The organism is Parabacteroides caeci (assembly GCF_023656795.1).
GTDB classification, from domain to species: Bacteria; Bacteroidota; Bacteroidia; order Bacteroidales; family Tannerellaceae; genus Parabacteroides; species Parabacteroides segnis.
Window position 1 is genome coordinate 68,333 of the sequence record NZ_JAMOKT010000007.1, and the last position, 23,801, is coordinate 92,133.

Sequence of the window (23,801 nt, forward strand, 5' to 3'; positions counted from 1 at the left end):
TTAGTTTGTTTGAGTTTTTGATATTACTATAATCGCTGTAATGAGAGTGATACTGTCAATTAGATCAGAACTCATCATCGACCTAATAAATATGGCTACTATTAAAGGAAGAGCATAAAAGTTGGATATAGTCAATAAACGAAATCGATCTGGTTTTACCACTAATGGCACAAATACAATCATAACAATCAAAAGAGTTCCAACCATACCCAATTCGCAAAATAATTCCAGAAACAGATTATGTGGATATGCTCTGGCTCCGTTTGTACTAAAGCCACCCAACCCTTTTCCTAAAATGAAGTCTGTCTCTAATATCTTGAAAGCATTATCATAGTCTCTATTAAGACTTTGGCTAAGCGTAGTTGCATTCATAGAACCCTCAATAGCTTTAGACTTTAGATTTGTAAGAATAAGTAAAGAAGCAAAAGCCAATATTACAGAAAACCAAATTTTTTTATCAAGTGATATTCTGGTATCTATAATCAAGCGGATAAACAAGATTATGAAAGTTCCAAATATTGCCTGCCGTGCTTGTGCTATCAATAATAAAATTATAAGAGGTAGCAATAGTGTTACAACATTCCTTTTTCGTAGTTTAGATAGTTCAAAAGAACTTAAAATCAAAGCAATCCCCATCATTGCAGGTATTCCAACAGAATGGTAAGTCAAAACCATATCTGTGCTTTTCTTTATAAAAGAAAATGAACTCCTAAAGAAATCCAAATCAAAAATATGTGCAGGATGTTTAAACGGATAAAAGTCAAAAGCAATATATATAAACAGTAAACTTATCAGGCATAAAAACTGAGCAAGTACTAAAGATTGTAGTTTTGGTGATTGGCAATAAACTTTCCAGTATATAATAGAACAAAATCCAATCGAAATGATATAAATCAGTTTAAAATTGCTGTAAGAATGCTGTGGTCCATATAGGTATGCAATTAGGAAAATAATCACTAGTAATCCAAAATAGATAAACTCTTCATTTATATTCAGGCTGGATTTTATATAATTCCTTAGAAATACCAATCCTAAGAATAAACATATAAAATAAGCCGTTAAAGGAATATGCAAAACAAAGAATAAAGCACCTAACACAGGGGCAGCAAAACACATAAGAGCAAAACCTCTAGTTTCATTATTCATTGAGTATAATGAAAGTATAAATAGCGTAAATGTAATAAGCGTACCAGGAACTGCAGGAATAGGTATATAAATTAGGGTTATCATTAACCATATACCGTATGTTATCCAGCGGTTGAGCGGATTACTTAATGTATTTGTTGTATTTAAATCTGTCATATTATTAGAGGAAATTTTATCTTCCACCTATAAGTGCTTCCATTGTTTTAGGTATAAAACGCTTCAATATATTATACATTATTATGCATACGAAAAGACATACAAACGGAGTTAAGAAGTAACTTATCCCCCCTGAGTGCTTATATAAATCACTAATATATAGAGTTTTATCAATTAATAAACTTGTAAAACCCCGAGGAGATGCGACAACTATGGGAATAGTATGTACAACGTAGATAAAAAAGGAAGCATTCGAGTGTTTAAAAATAAATTGATTTATATACTTGAGTTTTTTTATCATTGTATTGGCTAAAAGGAAAACAGCAATGATGCCAGTTACTTGATATATATGCCGTATACTCGTAGATATAGGCATGTTGTCGGCAGGGACAAGCATTATTAGTAATGCTATAGATAATGGAATAAGCCACTTGTAACTTTTGAAAGTATCCAGAATATCAAGTTTATTAACAGCCAGATAGCTTCCAAACACAAAAAAGAAAAGTCCTTTGACATGTATACCTGGTAGGGTTTCTATATTTAAGATAAAAGCAGCCAATAATATAGCAATACCCCATTTTTTTAAATATTTTATACCTTTATATAGCAACGGAGAAATTGCAGTTAAAATAATCAGGTCTCTTAAAAACCATAATGGGATATTGATAGGAGCTGCTAAATAAGATGAAAGCCCTAATGGATTTAAAGTATTATTTTCGTTGATTATGAAATAGTTCCAAAAAAAACTTAGAATGTTTGAAAGTGTTGTTATTTCATCTATTGTTAAACAATCAGATGGAAGTTCTGAAATAGATAGTTTAAGTACGTACATTTTGTACAGACCGTACAAGATGCGCAGAATGATTGTTATAATAATCCATAACACATAAGGAACTAATAGCGTTTTTATCCGTTTTTTTATTTTTGATTTATATGTATCTTTATCAAATTTTTCTGTGTTAAAGAAAAAGTAATATACTGCCGTAAAAAAGAAGAAAGGGACAGCAACAGTGCATAGATTATTGAAAAATATTCCGATAATTGAGTATATGTTATCTGGTGATAAAGATTGCCAGTCTATGCTATAAACAGGGGTGAAATGTGGATTTAAATGGGGTGTCATGTGAATAAAGATTACCAACAAAGCCATTGGTAATCTCAACCACTTAACAATCAAAGATGTATTTATATTGTCCATTTCTAATGTTGATAAAATTTATAAAATTCTTCTCTAAGCATAGTTGGTGGATTAAGTTTTCTTATTCCGCATTTGTTTAGAAACTCTTTAATGAGAATCTTCATATATCCCTTTTTAGAATATACCCTTAATTTATTCTTTCCCCATTCAGTTTTCTTATAGTATTCAAACCAGATATCTTTATAAGGGTGTATACACTCTCTATGCCAAGGTTTGATTTTATTTGTGTAATGTATGATTACCGGGTGTTCCGCTGCCTCGTACATATCTTGCCAGCGTGATTTGTCAATATATGGATTTTTGTATAGGAATGAGAATTGCGAATTATATTTCATAGGAAGATAATAGGTATCGTCATATAGAACCGCATTCAATGCATCCTGGTCATGGAATTGCAAATTGCCTTTATGCGAATCGATATATTCAAGTACCTTATTGGGTAATTCTTTTTCTCTCCATACTTCCAAATCCATTAAAAGCAGTCCAGAGTTAAAATAACCTTTTTCTCTACTATAACCCAATCTGTTAAAGTGTCTTATGTCATCACCGGATTGGTCAATTACAACTCCTACTGCCGCATTATCCATATTGACATTATATAAATCTCTTACATTTCTGGTTACAATCATATCTGCATCCAGATAAAGGCATCTTTTCATATCTGGGGGTAGAATGTTTGCTGCAAGAATCCTGTTGTATGCCGCTGCGCTTATATACGTGTTTGTGGGACAATCTTTAAAAACAACTTCATCAACAACTACAAACGAAAGCCTTTGGTTATAGTTGTCTGCAATCTTTTGCAAGCTGTTGGTACTTTCGTTTTTCAGTCCTGCCGTAATAACATGAAATTCAATTTGCTCATTCTTGTTATTTTCAAAAACGGAAGACATAAGAACTCCACATGGCATTACAAATTTGTCGTCAATTCCACATACTATATGAATCATAATTTTTTAGATATGTGTTTAAGTTCAGGACAATTAAATAGTCTACAAATAATGGCATACGTTACCAAGCCTACTAATAGACCGACAATAAATGATATATATACATTACTGATAAGACAAATTGTTAAATATATCAACAAACACATTAGGAGTCCCCCAATATAAAAAGGCTTTAATTGCCTAATTTCTTCCTTGTAGCTGATATCTGTTATTTGTCTCACAAAATATATAATGATAATTACATCACAAACCGAATATATCAATAAAGACAGTGCGACATAAATCGCATCAAATTGAATAGCTATTAGCAGAAGAGATATACTGATTATTTTTTTTACTACTTCAGACTTAAGAGACAAGTCAGAACGACCATGAACATTCAACAATTGCCAATTAAATTTCTGAACAGGTTCCAATATGTAAGCCAAACTTAGAACTTGTAGAAAAATTATCATTGCTTCCCATTTAGTACCTAACAGTATAATAACCAAAGGTCTTGCCAGGCAGCATAAAAGAATCATTATTGGGGTTATAATAAATGATGATAGGCGTAAATATTTAAAAAACATTGTTTTAAGTTGAACACTATCGTTTTGTAATCCGCATAATACAGGATATGAAACCTGATCGATAATGGTTGCAATTTGTAAAGAAGGTGTTTTACTTAAATTATTTGCCTTTGTGTAAAGCCCCAATGCTGCGCTATTGTATATTTTTCCGATTATAAGAGAATAAATGTTAGTATATACACTGTGCAACAATCCTCCTATCATAATTTTGGAACTGAATTTGAATAACGTTCTAAATGAACTTAAGGAGAATACCAGCATCGGTTTCCATGGTTTCATTATCCATATCCCAATCGTTGTAATAGCATTCATTATTATAATCTGCCAAACCAACGCATATGGTCCGAAATCATTATAAGCCATTATTATGCCGCATATTCCACTGATAATAACCGCAACAAGGGATATTTTAGCTTTATCTTTAAATCTAAGTTCTATTATCAATTGGGTCTGTTGTATGATAGATAATCCTTGAATTATAAGATTGAAAGCAAATAGTCTAAGAACCGGTATCAGTTCAGAAGAATCGTAGAATTTTGAAATTGGAATTGAACCAAAATATAAAACAATATAGAGAAATAATGATGCAAAATTATTAAAATGGAATATTGTTGAGAAGTCAACTTCCGTACGATTTTGTTTTTGTATAAGAGCATTCGAGAAACCACTATCTATCAGAGTTTGCGCTATTGCCATAAAAATTGACACCATAGCAACCAAGCCATAATCTGAAGGATTTAATAGACGTGCTATGATTATACTTAATATTAAATGAATAGCTTGAGTTGAAAATCTTTCAACTGCATTCCATATTAATGCGCTTTTTTGTTTTTTTGAACTAACGCTTGATGCCATGAATTATGCCTACACTTAATTTAAAGAATTGGAAACCAAATGAAAACATTATTTTTTTCATCAAAGGATAGCGTGCATTTAAGTCTATGTGATGAAAAGCCATCCTAAACATCTGATTTATTTCTTCCTGTTGAGTCTTATTAAATTGATGTTTTTCTTTCAAATATTTAATTCTTCTTGCAAACAGAGTTTGAAGAAAACGAGCATTTCCCAAACGAATAATTGAATTGTCAGTATATTCTCTTTTTATTAATTGGTTATATTTAATTTCCGTCAGTAACTTATCATAAGTTTTGACTCGGGGAGTATGGGTTACACTATTGTCATTTTTAAAATATGTATATTTTGCGTCACTGAACGCAACACGATTGGCTCTGAGTAATATAAAAAAAAAATCCACTTCATCTTGATATACATAGGAAGATGAGGTTACATCTTTTAGAAGTTCATCATACAATTCCTTTCTGCAAAGCATTCCATTGCATGCAATCATAGAACCAGAACCTTGTTTAAAGGTTAGAAAAGCAGCATCTTTTCCTGTCAGAACTTGATTGAAGTCAAACCCTTTATCTGGTACTTGGTTAAAGACTTCACCTTCAAAAGTTGTGTAATGCATGGTTGGAGAAACTATATCTGAATTTGTCTTCTTTGCCTGTATTACTAATTTTTCCAAATAAGTTGATTCAATAATGTCATCTGAATCAATGTTGCAGATCCATTCGCTATTACTCAAACTTGCTGCTTTTAATCTTGGAATCCTTGCCGATCCTGTATTTTTGATTGTAATATATTCAATGTTTTTATATTTGGAAGAATATTCATCTAATATATCCGCAGTTTTATCTGTGGAGCCGTCATTCACTACTATTAAATGCCAGTTTTTATAAGTTTGCAACAAAATGCTATCCAAAGTTGCAGGAAGCAATCTTTCAGCATTATATGCCGGCATTATAACAGTTATTTCATCTGTCACAAGATCTTTTCCCATTTTTCGTAAATGTTGTTTAGTAAAAATCTCCTACTGTCATTTAGAGCATTTAGAGAAAAATCTTTCCGCTTAGTTACCGATGACAAAAGCATTTTCAACTTGTTTGTAAAGTCTTCCTCGTCAAATCCATTGTTTGGCTTGGATATCATACCTGAATAGTTGTCAGATATAATGTCGTATGCGGCACTATAACTACCATAGACAATAGGAATAACACCAAAGTTCATACTCTCTGTTATCGTAAGTGGGAAACCTTCATAATCTGATGTCAGTAACAAAATTGAGGCTTTCTCATAAAAGCTTTTTGGGTTTTGAAAACCTACAAACTTAACAGACTGAATATTTTTATTTTCAGTAATATTTTTTAGTCTTAGTATGTCAGGACCATCTCCGACTATGGTTAATTCCCAGTCTTTATATTCAGATTGTATTTTGCCCCAGACATTTAAAATTCTTTCGATTCTTTTTTGTGTATACTCTAATCTTCCTACAAAAATTATCTGCTTTTCTTTTCGCTCGAAATTATATATAAAATCCTCATTGGCTATTGTAATAGGATTTGATATCAGTCTAATTTTTTTAAGATTCTTTAATCTAGATATCTTTTCGAATTCCGAGATAAAGGATTCTGATAAGAGAATATATAAATCGCTATTTTTATACACCTTCCGATAAGAGTATGCCAGTTTTAGAATATTCTTATAATACTTTAACTTGCCAGTAATATTATGTTTATATCTGAACTTCAATCCAAAACTTGGAGTATTGTGCAGTACTGATATAATCTTAATATTTAAATCTTTTGACGCATTTTTTATCAAAGCTGTTGTTCTGAATAAATGTCCACTTTGATTAATAATAACATCAACATTTTTGTCAATCAGAAAGTTCCTTAATTGAATTATCGCTTCTTTTGTACTTAATGTATGAGAATCTATTACTGAAACACCAATTCTGGAGTTTAATATAGGGTGTATTTCTTCTCCTTTTGATGGTGTAAGAGTTAAAACATTGCAATTATGTCCTTCTTGCACGAATTTATTTGACAATACATGAGTAACGGTTTGAACGCCACCTATTTTATAGTATTGTAATATAAATAGTATATTCATAATTGAGGAATAGTGCTGAATTAAAATTTTAATTCAGCACTTGATTAGGGCTTTAGTTATTTTTGAAAATTCCACAGAAATCCAATATCACCTTATCCTCCCGCCATTCCAGCTCTTTGAACGGTGTGTGTGCGGTCAAGAATACCACTATATCTGCTTTGTCGTAAGCCTCTTTATAATCAGTCAGTTTAAACACGTTATGCTCTTTTACATTCGGTTCTACAACCAAAATGTCGGCATTATTACAGCTCTGCATCACTTTCGTGGTAATATATTTCGCCGGACTTTCACGCAAATCGTCAATGTTTGGTTTGAATGCCAATCCCATCATAGCTACAACTGGCTTACGGTGATTCTTCAACTCAAACTCCAACATGGCGTTCTTCACTTTTTCGGCACACCAGAAACTCTTGTAGTTGTTTATATCACGAGCATCGCTGATTAACTTGCTTTCTGCCGGGAAATCAGCGGTGATAAAGTATGGATCTACCGCAATACAATGACCGCCTACACCGCAACCGGGTTGCAGGATATTTACACGCGGATGCTTGTTGGCAAGGTTGATAAGTTCCCAAACATTGATACCCGCCTTATCGCAAATCAAGGAAAGTTCATTAGCAAAGGCAATCTGTACATCACGACTGGAGTTCTCCGTCAGTTTACACATCTCCGCTGTGCGACAGTTGGTCTTGTGAAGTGTGCCCTGTACAAATTGCGAATAGAACCCAATGGCCTTGTCAGTAGATTCAGGATTCAAGCCACCGATAACACGATCGTTATGCACCAATTCATATATGACATTGCCTGGTAGTACACGTTCCGGACAATAGGCTATGAAAATCTTACCTTCCAATTCCGGACGTTCACCAAAAATGATGCGTGCCATAGCCTCTGTAGTTCCTACAGGTGAAGTGGATTCTATTACATAAAGATCCCCTTTTTTCAACAACGGCAATACGGCACGGGTAGCAGCTTCCACATAGCTCACATCCGGTTCATGGTTTCCCTTGAAAGGGGTAGGCACTACTATAAAATAAGCATCGCTTACCTCCGGTGTAACAGAAGCCTTCAACATACCAACTTTCACTACTTCCTGTAACATTTCCTCCATACCGGGTTCAATAATGTGCAGATGTCCCGCATTAGTCATTTCCACGACATGGGGATTGATATCAACTCCTGTTATTTGAATACCGTGCTTTGCGGCAATAATGGCTGTGGGTAGTCCGATGTAACCCAAGCCCATGAAACATGCTTTCATTTATCTTTGTATTAAATATTAAATCATTCATTTACATAAAAAACATATCAGGTCAAAGTCTTCCTGAATATAAATACGCTATATTTTACACACATTCTTCAAGAAAGACAGATTGTCTATTTTGTGCTTACAAGCTGTCACATAAAAAATAAGGGAGTGAACATCATTTCCTCCTAAATCATACATTCCTGCTTTTAATAATATTTTTGCTTTCTTTTCTATGTGCTTACCATACATTCCGACCAATGACGGTATATTTAGTTGAAAAGAAATTTGGTTATCTTTCAATATTTTATAATCCTTCATCCGCATATACTCATATCGTTCCGGATGGGCCAACAAAGGATAATAACCTTTCCTTTGGATGCGTTGCAAAATAGACAGTAACTCCATTGGTGGATTGAAATAAGAGGTTTCCACTAACAGATAATGTTTTCCTTCCTCAAAGGGTAACAAGTCATCCTTTTCCAACCGTTCCTCAAAAAGGTTATCCATCATATATTCCGCTGCCAAAGCCAATTCGATCTTTCCATGATACATTTGCTTTAATTCTTGGAACTTCTGTTGCAGATCCACTGTTTCATTGGGTATGTCTTCCATTATATGGGGGGTAAGCCAAACCTTACGAACGCCTAAACGTTCCATTTCTTCCAATATCGCCAACGACTCTTCCAACGTTTTCACCCCATCATCTACCCCGGGAAGAAGATGGCTGTGGCAATCAGTGAAACCACGGAAAAAACCGCTTTCCGCTAATACTTTTTTCTGTCGGAAAAAACACATTTCTGTTGACTGTTGGGAATAATAGCAAACAGTTTCCTTGTTTATTTTGGAATACCCCTCTATTTTGTGTTGCCGTAATAAGAGTCATACCCATTGTGGTAACCATAGCGGTAACCATAGCGTCCACCTGTACTTTCCGTACCATTCAATATCACCGAAAGGTTTTTGAACCGCTTTTCTTGATAAATACTTTCCAATTCAGGTAACAGTGAGCGGTCCAATAATCCCGCCCGTACCACAAAGAGTGTCCGGTCGGCATATTGCTCGATTATTTGTGTATCTGCCACAATATCAATCGGCGGGCAATCAATAAAGATATAGTCATACTCATCGCGTAAGTCTTGCATCAAGGTTGCCAGACTTCCATCCTCCAACAATTCCGTCGGATTAGGAGGAATGGTTCCTACTGGAATTATATGCAGATTAGGATACTTTTTGTCTATCACAAGCAACTCGTTCCAAACGACTTCCTTGTTTCCCAAGTAGTCACTTAAACCTTTCTTAGGCGACCCTACATAAGCCGAAACCGTTCCATGTCGCAAGTCCCCGTCTATCACCAATACTTTTTTTCCCTTAATGGCAAAACTCATGGCGATGTTCATGGACAGAAAACTTTTTCCACTACCCGGATTAAAAGAGGTTTCTATAAATACTTTCTGCTCGGTATTCTTGCTTTTCATAAAGTCCACGTTGGAGCGAAGCACACGAAAAGCTTCGTTGATAATATTCCGGTTACCCTCTTCCACCACAATTGCATATTCCGAAAATTTATTCTTCTTTTTTTTGTTTCGGAAATATAACGGTATTTCACCCAAATAGGGCACACTCAAATTCTCCAAATCTTTCTTACCCCGAACCTTGGTGTTCATGTTTTCTTGCATAAAGATAATAACTGCCGGTACTAAAAGCCCGAGAGCAAGAGCCACCAATAAAATGTTTTTCTTATTCGGTGCCGTTGGTAAAGCACTGCCACGTGGAGCTGTAATCATTCGCGTATTATAAGCGGTAAACGCTTGTGACAGTTCGTTCTCTTCACGCTTCTGGAGCAAATATAGGTATAACTCTTCCTTTACTTTTTGTTGACGTTCTACCGATAACAAGTATTTGGCCTGACTCGGATTAGAAGCCAACTGTTGAGTTGTTGTTGCTTCCTGTTGGCGAATACTGCGTATCTGAGTATTTAACGATACGATCAAATTATCAACCGATTGAAGAATCGTACGTTTCATACTCTGCATTGAGTTCCCTAAATCTTTCACCAACGGGTTTTTCTCGCTACTGTTGGCTATCAGCCGGTTGCGATCCAACACCATCTTGTTGTATTCTCCGATTTGACTTTCGATATTTACGTTGGCTATACCGGAGTTGGTTGGCAAAGGCTGGTTCATCTCTTTCCCCCCCAATTCGCGGCGAATAAATTGAGCCGTCGCAAGCTGGTTGGTGAGTGTCTGAATTTCTTTTTTATTCTCAGCAGACTGGCTCATATACAGACTGGAAGCGGCTTGTACGTCCGGCAACAGATGTTCACTCTTGTAGTTGGAGATATTCTCATCCACATGACCCAATTCGTTTTCAATCACGCCCAAACGTTCACCGATAAACCGTGAGGTACTTACTGCTATCTGGTTCTTGTCCTGGATCCATTTCTCGTTATAAACCTCAATCAGTGTATTCAAAATATCTTCTGCCTTTTGCACAGAAGCATCATCAATGCTCAAATTGATAATGGTGGCATCTTCGTTGCCTAATTCAGCCCGCAATTTCTGTGTATAGCTGTCAGCCATCATATCAGCCGATTCTTTACTATATCGAATAGTGCTGCCTGTAAAAGAATTCTCATATTGAGAAGTTAAGCTGATGGCCAATGTTCCTGCTGATGTTTGAATGGAATCTCCTATAATCCCTTCTAACCGTTCCTCTGTTTCTTCTCCGGCAACAATAAAGTTTGAAAGATAAAACTTGTTTTGTGCACCAACTTCTATATCAAAACTTACACTTTTTTTATCATCAAAAAGATAAGTCACCAATATCGGGCTTGATTTATACAACTCTATTCTTTTTAAGCCCCTACGAACAGTATATATCTCATTTAGCCCCAAACGCTTCACCACCTCTGTCATCAGCGTAGGAGATTTCAAAGTGAGCAGTTCGTTGTTGATATTGGTGTTTGATTTAAAAATACCCATATCTGCAAACTCATTCATTGCACTTGCCGAAGAATTGTTCTTGGAGTCATCTTTAACCAAAATGGCTGCTGTCCGGGTATAGACATTAGGAGTACTCAACAAATATAATGATGCCGTTGCCAATGCAACGAATAATGAAAGGGCAAACCAATACCATTTCTGGAAAAACATACCCCATAAATCTTGTAACCGTATAAAGTCTTCGGCAGATTTGCCTACACTCGTTCTATTTTCTATCATTTTGGCTCTCTTTTATAGCTTATGAAATAATATTAACGACATTACTTGAACAGTAAAACTCCCAACGAGGAAAGGAACGAACCGATACTGATCCACAACGATACCGATTTCACGCTGTTCTCATTAATGGTGCTTTGTCCGGCACGCACCTTGTTGGGCTGTACATACACCACATCATTCTGTTTCAGATAATATACCGGTGAATTAAACAGATCTTTCGAGCGGATATCCACCCAATGGGTTACACGCTCGCCGTTTTCTTCACGGATGACAAATATCGCATCCCGCTTTCCGTAGATGCTTAGGTCACCCGCCACGCTGATGGCTTCCAAAAGAGTAATCTGGTCTTTTGTTATGGCATATTTACCCGGAGTTTTCACCTCGCCCAACACAGAGAAATAAAGGTTCATAAACTCAACCGTGACCACCGGGTCGTTTACCAGATTCTCTTCCATCAGCCTTTTCTTTACCAGGGCGGCAATCTGGCTCTTGGTCATACCGGCAATATGCAGTGTCCCGATAACAGGAAAATCAATGTCTCCCTTATCATCCAACGTATAACCGGATATTTCACCACTGTTACTTCCGGTACGCAAATCGGTAGATCCGGCACGGTATTGTACCCGTGTAAGATTAAACAGGGCCGCCAATTGCGGATCCTTGCTGGACACCATAATGGAAATCTGGTCTTTGGGTTGCACGGTAATATCCCGTGCCCCGATAATCGCTTCGGGCTGATTAACTACGATATCTTGAAAATAGACAATTTCTTTGGAGGTATTGCAGGACACCAACAACACGCATAAGAAGCACAATTTAATTAAATGAAATTTCATACCTTATTTTTTCTGTACAGTTAATTATTCTACTTTATGTTTTCGGTTGATTTTCATAGTTATGTAACAATGAATCACCGTCCAAACAGCCACATCCAACAGAAACAAGTTTGTTACGGAAAGGCAATGAATCAAAAAACAATTTCCCAATGCAAAAAGAGCTGCCATAATAACAATGCTTACCATCGCTTTACGTTGGGACATTCCTAAGGCTATAAATTTATGGTGGATATGATTCTGGTCTGGAAGAAATGGATTTTTACCGTTACGCAACCGGTGAATAACCACACGTATCACATCAAGCATTGGTACAATCAAAAAAGAAAAAGCTATCACAATGCTACCGGGAAAGGCACTCTCTTTCACTGGATCGGACATACTCAGACGGATGACCATCACTGCCAGCAGCATCCCGATAGTGAGCGAACCGGTATCACCCATAAAGATCTTGCGTCCCCGATATATCTTACCGTATACGTTATAATAAAAGAACGGCAATAACACACTGAAAGCAGCTAGACTGATAAAGGCATACATCCACCATTGCAAATGGATGAACATGCAGCTGAAAGCGAGGAATGAGATAATACTCAACCCAGAGGCAAGTCCGTCAATGCCGTCTATCAAATTGATGGCGTTCAGGATATAGACGATGACGAATACTGTGAACGGCACTCCTATGTAATAAGGTATGACATAAATACCGAACAACCCGTATAGGTTGTCGAAGCATAACCCGGAAATCACCAACAGTATGCCACAAAGTATTTGCACTACAAATTTGGAACGGTAACGTACACCGATAAGGTCATCCATCATACCTATAAGATAAAGTATGAACAGACAACAGAGCATGGAAAGCAGACGGTTCGTCAAGTCCATGTCGAGTATGTTATAGCCCTGCCAAAGGTTGTAACCGATAATGGCAAGCGAAACCGTAACTGTGATACAAGGGAAAAAGGCGATACCGCCTAACCTTGGTATATGGGCAGTATGCAACTTACGTTCGTCCACTGAGTCGAACAGGCGACGTCGGAAAGAGACCAACGAAATGCGAGGCAGGACCATCGCACTCAATGTCCAGCCGACTATGACTATAAAGGCAAATTCGATAAAATGAAGAATGTCCACTATATGATTCTTTTGATGATTTTCTTAATCTTGCCCTATCCGTTGTAGAAAGGCTTGTGGAATATAGGAAGTAGCCACGGCGCATACGCCTTGGACGGTGACCACCAAACGGCGATTCTTCCTAATCCGGCAGATAACCCCTTCCGCTCCCTTGAACTTTCCGTCAATGACCCGTACACGTTCTCCCTGGTGAAACTTGGAATTGTCCTCCCCGAAATATTCCATTCCCTGCTCGCCGGACGAGGTGACCAGCATGAAAATGTTCATTTCCCGATCAGGAATGGCAAGGGGAAGTCTTTTCAATCCCTTCTGTCTTGTATATAGGATTACCTTATTGGTGAATTGTCGCTGTACTTCCAAAGCACGACAAACGGTTGAACGGAAGAACATAAGCGAATTAATGACCGGACGACGGAGTTTCTTCTTTATGCCGTTACGTTCCATCAAGGTTTCCTCACAAGGAATGTAAGTCTCGATCTTGTCTTTTTTCAATATATCCTCAATCTCGAAAACTTTGTTATAAAATACTTTTAGGGCGAACCAATGTTCGTGTGTGTGTGTTTCTATGTTCAACAAAAAGTAATGTTGCTGGGTTAATAAAAAGGATATAATTTCCATTCCTGCACCTTCTGTTTTTTCAAATAAGGAAGATACAGCAATCAAGGTTAATCTGGCTTTTTCCTTCATAGGACTTCCAGAATGCGGGCCGCTCCTGACTACAGTGAGCGGATACCGTAACCCCGTATTCGTACCGTTTCTATGTAAGAAACGGTACAAACATCTTTATTGTTGATAATCAATTGCGTATGTTTGTATAAGAATCCATTTTTACTCGGTCTGCTCAGTTCTCAACTCAAAAATACGCTCGAAAGAGAAATAGACAGTCTCCTTTCATTTTACATCCTTATTACAATATTATTTTAATTTGTTTTAAATAATAACCATAAATAGTTGATAATCATTTATTTACAAATGGGGGGGGGTAAAATAAAAGGAATTAAATGGCTGTTTTATTTTTCTTTTTTGCTGAAAATGATTACATTTGCGGTGTATTTCTACCCTCTCTTACATAGAGACGGTACTGTTCAAATTCTTCAAAATCTTCTCGTTCGCATTATCTATCACGGCATTGTCCAAAGAATCCAAGTAAATAAGCGTAGTCCTTTCGCTGCTGTGTCCCATCCCCGCACTGATGACGGCAATCGGTACGTCGTGGTTGCGTGCGGCGGTAGCCCAGCTGTGGCGTGGCGTATATGAGGACAAAGGTAATGGTTCGCCAAGCAATTTACCCAACCGTTTCAATTTTCGGTTATGGTAGTTCAACCCGGTCCGATATTGCCGGTAAGCCTGATCTGGCTGTTCATCGGTAAGGATGGGGAAAAGATATGGACTTTCCGGACAAACCTGCCCATATCGTTCCAATATCACCGCCATACACGGTTCGATATGTAATGTTAAGTATTGGCCTGTCTTATGGCGACAATAGGTAATTCGCACGCTGTCCACATTCTCTTTTTTCAGATATGCCATGTCCACAAACGCCATGCCACGGGCACAATAGCTGAACACGAACATGTCTCTGGAAAGTGCCAAAGCCGGTGAATCCGATAGGTCAATCCTTTGAAGTTTCAGGATGGTTTCCTCATCCACGGCACGCTTCGATGTGCGAGCCACTCCTGTATAAACCTCACGAAACGGAAAAGTCTGCACCGCAATACCTTGCTTTACGGCCTTGTTATAAACGGCACGCAGAATCCGCATATAGAACGAGCTGCTGTTTCTCGCTACCCTTTGTTGCCACAACCATGCCTCATACCGACACGCCAGGGCGGAATCTAACGACGAAAAAGGAATGTCGTTACCATCCAGGAAAGTGGAAAAACTGTTCAGTGCACGCCGGTAATTACGAGAGGTACCGTATTGGCCGTTCTCCCAAAGCGTTTCCATCTCTTTTTTCATGTGGTACAGGAAACCGGACTCGGAAGGCAGGGAGCGATAGCGGTTGAGTATTTCCGACAAGGTGTATGTTTCTCCGCTACAGTCCAGCTCACGGATAATCTCACGGATGTCCCGCATCTCCTTTTCCGCCCGTTTCCGGTAGACGGTCAGGACTCTCTCATTGCCGGGGACAGTGACAAGTTCACGTTTCGTCTCATTCCACCACTCGGGAAATATCCTCATGTCGGTGGTAATCTGCCTGTTCTCCTGACGGTGGCAAAGCTGGTAACAGAGTGTGCCAGCCTTACCCTGTACCGTCGATGGACGGAATTTTAATTTAATGGTAGCCATATATAGTCTGTTTTATGATGAATAATAGGTACATAGATACAACCCGTGGGCTATATTGTTGAAGGAAGAAAATATTTAGTCCTAGATTCCGCTTCTCCGCTTGGAACACCGAATATCACTTGCTGCCGATGCCAAACTCTGTAAATCATCTTGAAAGACAGTCCGAATAGCCTCGTAAAGAATCAAAGTCCGAAAATAAAAAGCGACATTTTTTCCGTGGGACAAGTCTAGAAATATTTTTTTCGTATAAACAACAAGACTGTATATGTTTTCTGGGAAATTCGTGAAAAACAGACGGATACCAGCGAGTTCCCTATAATCAAAGATAAATCAAAACCGTATTGTCACGGGCGTTCCGGCTTCGCTTTCCATGAGTATTTTCCTTGCGACAAGTCGCGGAAAATACACATGGAAACAAACGCCCGGACAATGGTTTTGATTTCGGGAAAGATTATAGGGACTCACTGCGACCGACGCGACGCATGACCGTGTCATTGATGAAAAAAGGAGGGCCTCCTTTATATCCCTAATAAATCCGGCAGGAAGTACGGGATATATGGGCAGACCTGGCAATGTCTTATGAAAAAAACGCCGCCCCATGAGAAGACAGGGACTTCAGCTCCCTCTGCTCTGCATAATCCTCCCTTTGCGCCCGTGCCGGCTTTTTCGCCCTTCCCCTGCATACCATATCCTTGTTTTCACGGCATGTTTCTCTCACGGAAAACCAGTCTTTCGGACATTTGATGACATCTGATGACACCTGATGACACCTTTTTGAAAATCAGTGTTTTATTCGGATTTAGCCCATATTTTTGAAGTGTCAAAGCAATTTATTAACCCCAAAAAGAAAAGGTATGGCACAAGAAAAGAGCCCGAACGAAAAGCCTAGACAGCCCCGGAAACCGAAGGTCATGAACGATGCCCCTTTGGTGGAACAGATCACCGAGCTGATGATGATTCATAACAAGAGCGATCCGAAAGCCGGTGTACAAGTGGTCAGCGAGATCGACAAGGACGGGAAGGTCAAGACGGTTCCAGCGGACGAGAAGAATGAAAACTCATTCCTGAAATTCGACAAGAACTCGAGCATACTCGAAAACTTCATCAAGAATTTCTGGAGCCAGTTCAAGGAACCGACCCATTTCCGCCTGCTCCGCATGACCTTCCACGACTACAAGGTGAACAAGCAGGCGATCAAGGACCTGGCGGAAGGGAAAAAGACGGACGTGGTGAAGGAGTTCCTCAAACGCTACGAGATCCGTCCGAGAGAGAACAAAGAGGAACAAAACATGAATAAACAAGAGACAGCCATGGCAAAAAAAGAAACGCAACCGCAGGAACCCCTGCAACAGAGTGAGGTACAACAAGCATCCCAGCAACAACAGCAACCGCAGGCACAGCAGGTGCCACAAGAGCCGCAAGGCCCGCGCTATCGTTACAATGAGAACATGATCGACTGGGAGGGATTGGACAAGATCGGTATCTCAAAGGCGACACTCGAACAGCAAGGACTTCTTGACTCCATGCTGAGAGGTTACAAGACCAACAAGCTGGTGCCGCTGACACTTAACATTCCCGGCGTGCTGACAGCCAAACTGGATGCGAGGCTCTCGCTCATACCGCAAGAGAACGGGCAGGTGGGGCTGGCCGTTCACGGTATACGCAAGGAACCGCAACTGGAACGCCCTTATTTCGGGTTTAACTTTAGCGAGGAAGACAAGAAGAACCTGCGTGAGACCGGCAACATGGGACGTGCGGTGGAACTCAACCTGCGTGGCAGCGAGTACACCCCCTGCCTGATCTCCATCGACAAAAACACCAACGAGCTGGTCGCCGTCCGGCAGGAACATGTCTACATCCCGCAGGAAGTGAGCGGGGTAAGACTTACGGACGAGGAGATCAGACTGCTGAAGGAGGGACAACCCGTCAAGGTGGAGGGGATGACCTCCAAGGCGGGGAAGGAGTTTGATGCCACGCTTCAATACAGTGCCGAGCGCAGGGGGTTGGAGTTCATCTTCCCGAAGAACCAGGTATTCAACGAGAAGTCCATCGGAGGCGTGCCACTCTCGCCCACCCAGATAAAGATGCTCAGCGAGGGACATACCATCCTGGTCGAGGACATGAAGTTCAAGAACAGGGACGGAGCTTTCTCCGCGTTTGTCACGATAGACCAGACGACGGGACGGCCGAATTACACCCGTCATAATCCGGAAACCGGAGAAATCTATATTCCAAAGGAAATCTGCAACGTGCAGCTGACAGCCGAGGACAAGGAGGTCCTGCGCAAGGGGCAGGCCGTCTATCTGGAAAACATGATCAACCGTAAGGGAGAGGAATTCTCCGCATTTGTCAAGCTGGACATGAATACCGGCAGGACGATGTACTCACGCACGCCGGATGGGTTCAACGAGCAGCAGGCACCACGTATCCCGGCGGAGGTTTACGGCCATGTATTCACGGCGCAGGAAAAGGCGAACCTCCAGGACGGGAAGACCCTCCTGGTCGAAGGACTGAAAAACAACGGGCAAACGTTCAGTTCCTACCTGAAAGTAAACCCTTATTCCGGACAGTTGCAGTATTTCCAAGAGAACCCTGATATTCGCAGGGATACTTCCCGTCGTGCAGCACAGGCGGATACCGCCCAAGGCCAGCAGCAGGAACAAAAGAAGGGCGCAAAACAAGCGGTATAACCCCAATCAGAGAGAAACAAAATGAATTTTACAAACATCAAATCCCCAAACCGTATGAATACGAATCGGAACATCCCTTATAATTATAATGTAAAAGATATTGATTGGCCCGGTCTGAAGGCCGTGGGTATCAGCAAGGAGCAACTGGAAGCGGACGGCAACCTTGACCTGTTGTTGCAAGGCAAGGAGTCGGAAATCATCCCGTTGAAACTCTGTACCCCGGTAATCAGCCTGACCATGGACGCTACACTCAAACTGGTACCCGGTGACAACAACAGGACAATCATGGAAATCAACGGTATCCGTCAGGAGGAATCTCCAAAGAAATAACAAAAAAAATAAAATAAGTTTAACCTGTCCCTGTACTGCCCAATCCGGTACGGGGCATCAAAAAGAAAAAGAATATGATCGCAATAGTGACTGACAGGCCCAACGTGGGCAGAGAGATAGCAAGAGTGTTGGGAGCCGGCAGAAAAGAGAACGGTTATATGACCGGGAACGGCTACATGGTGACATGGACATACGGCAATATGCTTTCCCTTGCAATGCCGAAGGATTCAGGGACAGCCCATGTGGAGTGGAAGGACTTTCCCCTCCTGCCGCCTTCCTTCCTGACAGTAAGGCACGTGAAGACGGATACCGGGTGGAATCCCGACATCAATGCGGTGCTCCAGTTGAAAGTGATTGCCAAGGTGCTCAACGCATGCGACACCATTATCGCGGCAACCGATGCCTCCCGAGAGGGAGAGATGCTGTTCCGCCATCTTTACGGTTTTCTGGGATGTAAACAACCCTGCCTCCGCCTCTGGATCTCGTCTCTGACGGACGAGGCCATCACGGAAGGTATGGCGAACCTCCTTCCATGTGATCGGTTCGACAACCTGTTCCTTGCGGCGGACAGCCGTAACCGGGCGGACTGGCTCCTGGGGGTCAATTCAAGCTATGCCATCTGTAAGGCGGTAGGCTTCGGGAACAATTCGCTGGGCAGGGTACAGACCCCCGTACTGGCGGAGATATGCAGACGGTACCGGGAAAGGGAGAACCACATGCCGGCTGACAGCTGGCCCGTATTCATCAGCTTGTGCAAGAATGACCGTATCTTAAAGATGCGCCACGTGGACGACCTTGTGGTCCGCCGGGAGGCACTGGCATTGTACGAGGATTGCAAGGCGGCAAAAAGTGTCCGCATCACAGCGGTAGGGAAACAGATGGAGGAAATCGGGGCACCGGCACTTTACAACCTGGCCGAACTGCAGAAAGATGCGAACCGTTACCACAGCCTGACGGCCATACAGGTGCAGGAGATTGCACAAAGCCTGTACGAGAAGAAGCTGATTTCCTATCCGCGCACCTCCAGTCGCCTGTTGCCAAAGGATGTATATGACATGCTGCCGCCTGTCGTGGAAAAGATGCTGTCCTGCAAGGAGTTCCGACAATATGCCGGTACGGTTGACCTCGCCGCGCCACGGGACAGTATTGAGGCACAAGACCCCATGGAGCATCATGCCATCATCATCACAGGCACACAGCCCGGTAAATTGAACCGGGAGGAAATGCTGATTTACACGCTCATTGTCGGCAGGGTGCTTGAAACGTTCATGCCGCCTTGCAAGGTGGAATACACAACCGTCGATGCGGTGTGTGCCGCACGTAAATTCCGCATCCGTACATACCGCATCTTGGAAAAAGGATGGCTCGGAATTTTCGAGAGGGAACATCTTGTCGCAAAAGGCTGTATGCCTTACCAGGTGGTACCGGATCTTTTTCAGGAAGAGATCCTGCCGGTGGCAGGGTGCAGCCTTATACATAAGAAATCGTTACCGGTCTCCCCTTATACGGACGAGGAACTGGTGAATTATATGGACAAGGCCGGACTGGGCACCGTCTCCACCCGCACGAATATTCTCCGTACGCTGTTGGAACGTAAATACATCCGTTATTCGGGTAAATATGTCGTCCCGACTCCTAAAGGGCTTTTCCTGTATGAAACGGTACGCGGTATGAAGGTAGCCGACGCCTCCCTCACTTCGGGATGGGAAACAGAACTGGCACGGATAGAACGGGGGGAACTCTCGCAGGGAAAGTTCCTGGACGGTGTGCTGGAAACGGTAAATGAGGTGACAGGCGAGATATTCCGGAACCATCCGGTGGAAAAGCGACCACAGGGAACCACATAAACAAATGTCAAAGCCAACAAGACAAGGGAAGTACAGACAGTCTGTCTGTACTTCTTTTTTATATGTGCAAGATACGTTTTTCCGCTTTTAAGCGGCAAAAGTCTTGGATTGCCTCGTTTTTGCCGCAAGGCGGCCCCCTTTGGGGGCTTGGTTGGCTAAAAGAAAATCATCCTCGCTTCGCTGCGGTATTTTCTTTTGCCAAGCCTTGCGCAAAAAGGCAATCCAAGGGCCGGAGGCCTATAAAATCGGGAAAACATATCCCGATGGGATTATTCATTCTTAAAAATTTAAAGACATGAAACTACAACTTATCGAAAACATCTGCAAGCAAACGGTCTCACTGGTTCTGCTTACGGGAATATGCCTGCTCTACAGCAAGGGGATCATTCCCGTGTATCTGCCCGTCCTGTTCCTTTTGTCGGGAACGCTCATCAGCCTCCTCTTCAGGACATTCACCCTCATTGTAAAAATAATTATTGCCCTGACCGTCATGGGCATGCTTGTATAATCCTTAAAGCGTAAAGACATGAGAACCGCTACATTCACCCCGTCGGCTCCGGTCATGCCGGCTGCATGGCCCGCCACAAACCGTGTGAGACCTGTTAAAAAACGGATTCCCGATACGACGGACGGACCGAAACGTATCGGCTACTATCTGGAGCCGTTGAGAGGCATAGCCTCAAATCCGGACAGACAGAGAATCCTGAAGAATTTTTTCAAGGAAACTTATGTATAACATTTTAAATTTTACCATTATGTTTTTTCAAGCAATCAACCAAATGATCACGACAGGCACAGACCTGAGTATCAACATCAGACGAGTAAACAACAACCTGACGGTGGCCGTTGTTCCCAGGCGGTCGGGGGTAAAGGACGGGGAGCGCATCGTTCCGCTCATCCTGAACGGCACGCCGGAAGAGCTGGATGCGGGCTTCCTGCAGGCTGTCGGCACACCTGTACAGAAAGCGCAGGGCATCCTTACCAACCTGGAAACGTTCGAGAAACAGGCGGAACAGGCGGTCTCACAAAGCAAAGCCGCCAGGTCTGCTGCGGAAAAAGAGTCCAAAGAGGTCCGCGAGAAACGGGAAAAGATGGAAAAACTGCTTAAGAAGGCTGAGGATGCCATGACCGGCAAACGCTATTCCGAAGCGTTGACATGGCTCAAGCAGGCAAAGGTGCTGGCACTTCCGGACAAGCAAAAGGAAATCGACGAAAAAATGGTGGAAGTACAGAAAAAGGCGTCAGAGGGAAGCCTGTTCGGCATGGAACAACCGTCAGTGTCCAAGCCGCAGCCAGCTCCACAACAGACGGCATCGCAACCGGCGGCAGCCCCGGCATCGCAATACCGGAGCGGAGAGCAAATCCCGATGTTTTTGCCCGAGCAGCCGGCTCCGGTTTCGCAACCCGTTTCACAACCACAACCGCCCCGGTCAGCTGTACATCCCGGACAGCAAACGCCATTTACCGGACAGCCGCAAACACAATCCGTACAATATACTATTTCCGTACCACAAGCGCAACCGGTTCCGCAACAGGCAGTTCCACAACCGCAAGGAATCCAGTTTCATCAACCAGTACAGATGCAACAGGCACGGATAGACGAAAAGCAATGGATGCAACCGGCTCCGCCACAGCCACGGTATGCACCGGTACAGGAGGCCGCAAGAACTTATGAGGAGCGTGAATACCTCCGGCAACCGCAAGAGGCTGCAATGTACAACTTCGACAAGGACTGCGAGGACGACCGGGAAATGCTCAGGGAAGACCCGTATGCGGAATATCCGGATTTTCCGAAGGAATGCCGCATGACGGACATGGCACAAATGGACATGGTATATTGTTAAACTTTATAAAAGAAGAGAAATTATGGCACTTGAAATCAAAGGATTGCAGAGAATTTTCAAATTCAGGAAGGACTCTAAAGAACTGGTATTGAGCGACCCGGACAGCAGCCTGTCCGTAAACGAGGTGATGGACTTCTACTCCATGACCTATCCCGAACTGACAACGGCGACCGTCCACGGACCGGAATGGGAGGAAGACAAGGCGGTCTACCGCTTCAAGACAACTATCGGAGTGAAAGGATAAGCGTATGGATAAGAGAAAGAAAAAGGAGGACAAACCATGCAGACAGCTCTCAGAATCAACCAAGGAGAACCTGGCGGGACTCATTATCCGCTCGGCCGACCCGTCAGACATCCGAAGAGGAACATCGGGACAAAAAAGGAGGATACTGCCGCCACCGGGAAGCGTCATGATTTTCTGACAGATAAAATTCCTCCCCTTGCACCGGATTTTTGGCATAAGGACGGATATGACGGTTCCCCGGTCAATCTCACGACACCGGAGAATTTTGACTATCTCTACCAATCGGCATCGAACTATGCCGGACTTATGGGTATAAAGCTCCCTTTCCGATACAGGAAAGGGGGCAGCCCCCGTCTGAAAACCACCGAACTGTACAAGGCGATGGAGGAGAGCGTGCCGGAATGTGTCAATCTGGAAGAGAAAGAAGGAAGGCTCCATTTCTGTCTGTTCCGCCATCACGACTGGCCGGAACCCACATTGTTCTGGATTCCCATCGACTTTACGGAACGGCTTCCCATACCATTGAGGAACATTGTCAGGGAGTTCATCCGGCAATTCGTCCGGCATCACGGAGTCTGCAATGTCACCGAGGCGTTTTGCTATGACTTCGCCATAGAGGAACTGGAAGACTGGGAAAACCGGGATTCCGACGCCTCCCCGAAAGAAATCAGGGCGAACAAGCGGCTGGCGGATTCCTACCAGTCAGGAAAACGGGCGAAAGCGCTCAAACGGATGTCGGGAAAACCGTTCTGCAACTCTCTAGAAGAGGCTGCACGGAATTACCGGACAAAAAAAGGGAAGGAACAAAAACTACTGGAATTGATAAGGGAGGGTATGGCACTGATCACCCCGGAAAGCCCGAACCTCACAAATTACCTGTACGATTGGGCGTATGAGGAGGAGCGTGATTTTTACCCGGTGGGAATGGAAAGCCAGGTCATGCTGGTCTACTCTACCCGTGACACGCTGGCTGAATGCATGGAAGGATTTATGAATTCGGACTATCAGGAGACTTATGCCCTTACCCCGGTCACATACAGGTTTCTGACACCGGAAACGGACTGTCTCTTCCAAATGGGCGACTACCCGGAAAAGCTTTCAAAATGGCTGGCACGTTTTACAAAACATATAGCTGACAACTTCTAAAAT

Annotated in this window: 21 protein-coding genes; 8 read left to right on the forward strand and 13 right to left on the reverse strand. The window is 42.0% G+C overall.

Translation table 11 applies throughout. The features are described from left to right. From NBH15_RS05250 to NBH15_RS05310, 13 genes are all read right to left on the reverse strand, one after another. Complete coding sequence (locus NBH15_RS05250; RefSeq protein ID WP_007219045.1) at positions 1 to 1,302, reverse strand: O-antigen ligase family protein; 1,302 nt, start codon at positions 1,300 to 1,302, stop codon at positions 1 to 3. Positions 1,303 to 1,318: 16 nt separating this feature from the next. Continuing rightward, positions 1,319 to 2,500, reverse strand: coding sequence for an acyltransferase family protein (locus NBH15_RS05255; protein ID WP_250822141.1), 1,182 nt, complete (start codon positions 2,498 to 2,500; stop codon positions 1,319 to 1,321). Positions 2,501 to 2,502: 2 nt separating this feature from the next. After that, positions 2,503 to 3,447: a glycosyltransferase family 8 protein gene (locus tag NBH15_RS05260; protein WP_007219043.1), complete on the reverse strand. Its 945-nt coding sequence runs from the start codon at positions 3,445 to 3,447 to the stop codon at positions 2,503 to 2,505. Further along, positions 3,444 to 4,871, reverse strand: a complete 1,428-nt coding sequence (locus tag NBH15_RS05265; RefSeq protein WP_007219042.1) for a lipopolysaccharide biosynthesis protein — start codon at positions 4,869 to 4,871, stop codon at positions 3,444 to 3,446. Before NBH15_RS05265 ends, NBH15_RS05260 begins: the two co-directional genes overlap by 4 nt. Beyond that, positions 4,855 to 5,859 (reverse strand): glycosyltransferase family 2 protein, encoded by a 1,005-nt coding sequence (locus tag NBH15_RS05270; protein WP_007219041.1) that lies wholly within the window; start codon positions 5,857 to 5,859, stop codon positions 4,855 to 4,857. Before NBH15_RS05270 ends, NBH15_RS05265 begins: the two co-directional genes overlap by 17 nt. Continuing rightward, complete coding sequence (locus tag NBH15_RS05275) at positions 5,841 to 6,971, reverse strand: glycosyltransferase (RefSeq protein WP_007219040.1); 1,131 nt, start codon at positions 6,969 to 6,971, stop codon at positions 5,841 to 5,843. Before NBH15_RS05275 ends, NBH15_RS05270 begins: the two co-directional genes overlap by 19 nt. 52 nt (positions 6,972 to 7,023) lie before the next feature. Continuing rightward, positions 7,024 to 8,232 carry a UDP-N-acetyl-D-mannosamine dehydrogenase gene (wecC, locus tag NBH15_RS05280; RefSeq protein ID WP_007219039.1) on the reverse strand — a complete coding sequence of 403 codons (1,209 nt, stop codon included), beginning with the start codon at positions 8,230 to 8,232 and terminating at the stop codon, positions 7,024 to 7,026. Positions 8,233 to 8,310: 78 nt separating this feature from the next. Then, positions 8,311 to 9,015, reverse strand: a complete 705-nt coding sequence (locus NBH15_RS05285) for a tyrosine-protein phosphatase (RefSeq protein WP_007219038.1) — start codon at positions 9,013 to 9,015, stop codon at positions 8,311 to 8,313. 59 nt (positions 9,016 to 9,074) lie between these two features. Beyond that, a complete protein-coding gene (locus NBH15_RS05290; RefSeq protein WP_057256635.1) occupies positions 9,075 to 11,441 on the reverse strand; it encodes a GumC family protein in 2,367 nt (788 codons plus the stop codon). Between the two features lie 41 nt (positions 11,442 to 11,482). Further along, positions 11,483 to 12,277 carry a polysaccharide biosynthesis/export family protein gene (locus NBH15_RS05295; protein ID WP_007219036.1) on the reverse strand — a complete coding sequence of 265 codons (795 nt, stop codon included), beginning with the start codon at positions 12,275 to 12,277 and terminating at the stop codon, positions 11,483 to 11,485. Between the two features lie 24 nt (positions 12,278 to 12,301). Then, on the reverse strand, positions 12,302 to 13,408 hold the full coding sequence (locus tag NBH15_RS05300; protein ID WP_250822142.1) for an MraY family glycosyltransferase: 1,107 nt from the start codon (positions 13,406 to 13,408) through the stop codon (positions 12,302 to 12,304). 24 nt (positions 13,409 to 13,432) lie between these two features. Further along, positions 13,433 to 13,981 carry a UpxY family transcription antiterminator gene (locus NBH15_RS05305; protein WP_034754716.1) on the reverse strand — a complete coding sequence of 183 codons (549 nt, stop codon included), beginning with the start codon at positions 13,979 to 13,981 and terminating at the stop codon, positions 13,433 to 13,435. A gap of 492 nt (positions 13,982 to 14,473) precedes the next feature. Beyond that, positions 14,474 to 15,697, reverse strand: coding sequence for a tyrosine-type recombinase/integrase (locus NBH15_RS05310; RefSeq protein ID WP_007219033.1), 1,224 nt, complete (start codon positions 15,695 to 15,697; stop codon positions 14,474 to 14,476). 854 nt (positions 15,698 to 16,551) lie between these two features. On the opposite strand from NBH15_RS05310, the gene NBH15_RS05315 reads away from it, so the two are divergent. The 8 genes from NBH15_RS05315 to NBH15_RS05350 all read left to right on the forward strand — a co-directional run bounded on the left by NBH15_RS05315 (position 16,552) and on the right by NBH15_RS05350 (position 23,798). Further along, positions 16,552 to 18,387 carry a DUF3945 domain-containing protein gene (locus NBH15_RS05315; RefSeq protein WP_005656944.1) on the forward strand — a complete coding sequence of 612 codons (1,836 nt, stop codon included), beginning with the start codon at positions 16,552 to 16,554 and terminating at the stop codon, positions 18,385 to 18,387. A gap of 54 nt (positions 18,388 to 18,441) precedes the next feature. Further along, positions 18,442 to 18,717: a DUF4099 domain-containing protein gene (locus tag NBH15_RS05320; protein WP_007219032.1), complete on the forward strand. Its 276-nt coding sequence runs from the start codon at positions 18,442 to 18,444 to the stop codon at positions 18,715 to 18,717. Between the two features lie 74 nt (positions 18,718 to 18,791). Next, positions 18,792 to 20,564 carry a DNA topoisomerase gene (locus NBH15_RS05325; RefSeq protein WP_250822143.1) on the forward strand — a complete coding sequence of 591 codons (1,773 nt, stop codon included), beginning with the start codon at positions 18,792 to 18,794 and terminating at the stop codon, positions 20,562 to 20,564. Between the two features lie 295 nt (positions 20,565 to 20,859). Further along, positions 20,860 to 21,072 carry a hypothetical protein gene (locus tag NBH15_RS05330; protein WP_005656948.1) on the forward strand — a complete coding sequence of 71 codons (213 nt, stop codon included), beginning with the start codon at positions 20,860 to 20,862 and terminating at the stop codon, positions 21,070 to 21,072. Positions 21,073 to 21,090: 18 nt separating this feature from the next. Further along, positions 21,091 to 21,300: a hypothetical protein gene (locus tag NBH15_RS05335; protein ID WP_032598763.1), complete on the forward strand. Its 210-nt coding sequence runs from the start codon at positions 21,091 to 21,093 to the stop codon at positions 21,298 to 21,300. Positions 21,301 to 21,319: 19 nt separating this feature from the next. Then, positions 21,320 to 22,408: a PRTRC system protein E gene (locus NBH15_RS05340; RefSeq protein WP_057256647.1), complete on the forward strand. Its 1,089-nt coding sequence runs from the start codon at positions 21,320 to 21,322 to the stop codon at positions 22,406 to 22,408. Positions 22,409 to 22,430: 22 nt separating this feature from the next. Then, positions 22,431 to 22,652 (forward strand): PRTRC system protein C, encoded by a 222-nt coding sequence (locus tag NBH15_RS05345; RefSeq protein ID WP_005656951.1) that lies wholly within the window; start codon positions 22,431 to 22,433, stop codon positions 22,650 to 22,652. Positions 22,653 to 22,688: 36 nt separating this feature from the next. Further along, positions 22,689 to 23,798 carry a hypothetical protein gene (locus NBH15_RS05350; protein ID WP_057256634.1) on the forward strand — a complete coding sequence of 370 codons (1,110 nt, stop codon included), beginning with the start codon at positions 22,689 to 22,691 and terminating at the stop codon, positions 23,796 to 23,798. Positions 23,799 to 23,801 lie beyond the last annotated feature (3 nt).

Bases quoted from the DNA above. Each gene is read 5' to 3' on its own strand.
- NBH15_RS05250 (WP_007219045.1), bottom strand. From the start codon at position 1,302: ATGACAGATTTAAATACAACAAATACATTAAGTAATCCGCTCAACCGC.
- NBH15_RS05255 (WP_250822141.1), bottom strand. From the start codon at position 2,500: ATGGACAATATAAATACATCTTTGATTGTTAAGTGGTTGAGATTACCA.
- NBH15_RS05260 (WP_007219043.1), bottom strand. From the start codon at position 3,447: ATGATTCATATAGTATGTGGAATTGACGACAAATTTGTAATGCCATGT.
- NBH15_RS05265 (WP_007219042.1), bottom strand. From the start codon at position 4,871: ATGGCATCAAGCGTTAGTTCAAAAAAACAAAAAAGCGCATTAATATGG.
- NBH15_RS05270 (WP_007219041.1), bottom strand. From the start codon at position 5,859: ATGGGAAAAGATCTTGTGACAGATGAAATAACTGTTATAATGCCGGCA.
- NBH15_RS05275 (WP_007219040.1), bottom strand. From the start codon at position 6,971: ATGAATATACTATTTATATTACAATACTATAAAATAGGTGGCGTTCAA.
- wecC (WP_007219039.1), bottom strand. From the start codon at position 8,232: ATGAAAGCATGTTTCATGGGCTTGGGTTACATCGGACTACCCACAGCC.
- NBH15_RS05285 (WP_007219038.1), bottom strand. From the start codon at position 9,015: ATGTGTTTTTTCCGACAGAAAAAAGTATTAGCGGAAAGCGGTTTTTTC.
- NBH15_RS05290 (WP_057256635.1), bottom strand. From the start codon at position 11,441: ATGATAGAAAATAGAACGAGTGTAGGCAAATCTGCCGAAGACTTTATA.
- NBH15_RS05295 (WP_007219036.1), bottom strand. From the start codon at position 12,277: ATGAAATTTCATTTAATTAAATTGTGCTTCTTATGCGTGTTGTTGGTG.
- NBH15_RS05310 (WP_007219033.1), bottom strand. From the start codon at position 15,697: ATGGCTACCATTAAATTAAAATTCCGTCCATCGACGGTACAGGGTAAG.
- NBH15_RS05315 (WP_005656944.1), top strand. From the start codon at position 16,552: ATGGCACAAGAAAAGAGCCCGAACGAAAAGCCTAGACAGCCCCGGAAA.
- NBH15_RS05320 (WP_007219032.1), top strand. From the start codon at position 18,442: ATGAATACGAATCGGAACATCCCTTATAATTATAATGTAAAAGATATT.
- NBH15_RS05325 (WP_250822143.1), top strand. From the start codon at position 18,792: ATGATCGCAATAGTGACTGACAGGCCCAACGTGGGCAGAGAGATAGCA.
- NBH15_RS05330 (WP_005656948.1), top strand. From the start codon at position 20,860: ATGAAACTACAACTTATCGAAAACATCTGCAAGCAAACGGTCTCACTG.
- NBH15_RS05335 (WP_032598763.1), top strand. From the start codon at position 21,091: ATGAGAACCGCTACATTCACCCCGTCGGCTCCGGTCATGCCGGCTGCA.
- NBH15_RS05340 (WP_057256647.1), top strand. From the start codon at position 21,320: ATGTTTTTTCAAGCAATCAACCAAATGATCACGACAGGCACAGACCTG.
- NBH15_RS05345 (WP_005656951.1), top strand. From the start codon at position 22,431: ATGGCACTTGAAATCAAAGGATTGCAGAGAATTTTCAAATTCAGGAAG.
- NBH15_RS05350 (WP_057256634.1), top strand. From the start codon at position 22,689: ATGCAGACAGCTCTCAGAATCAACCAAGGAGAACCTGGCGGGACTCAT.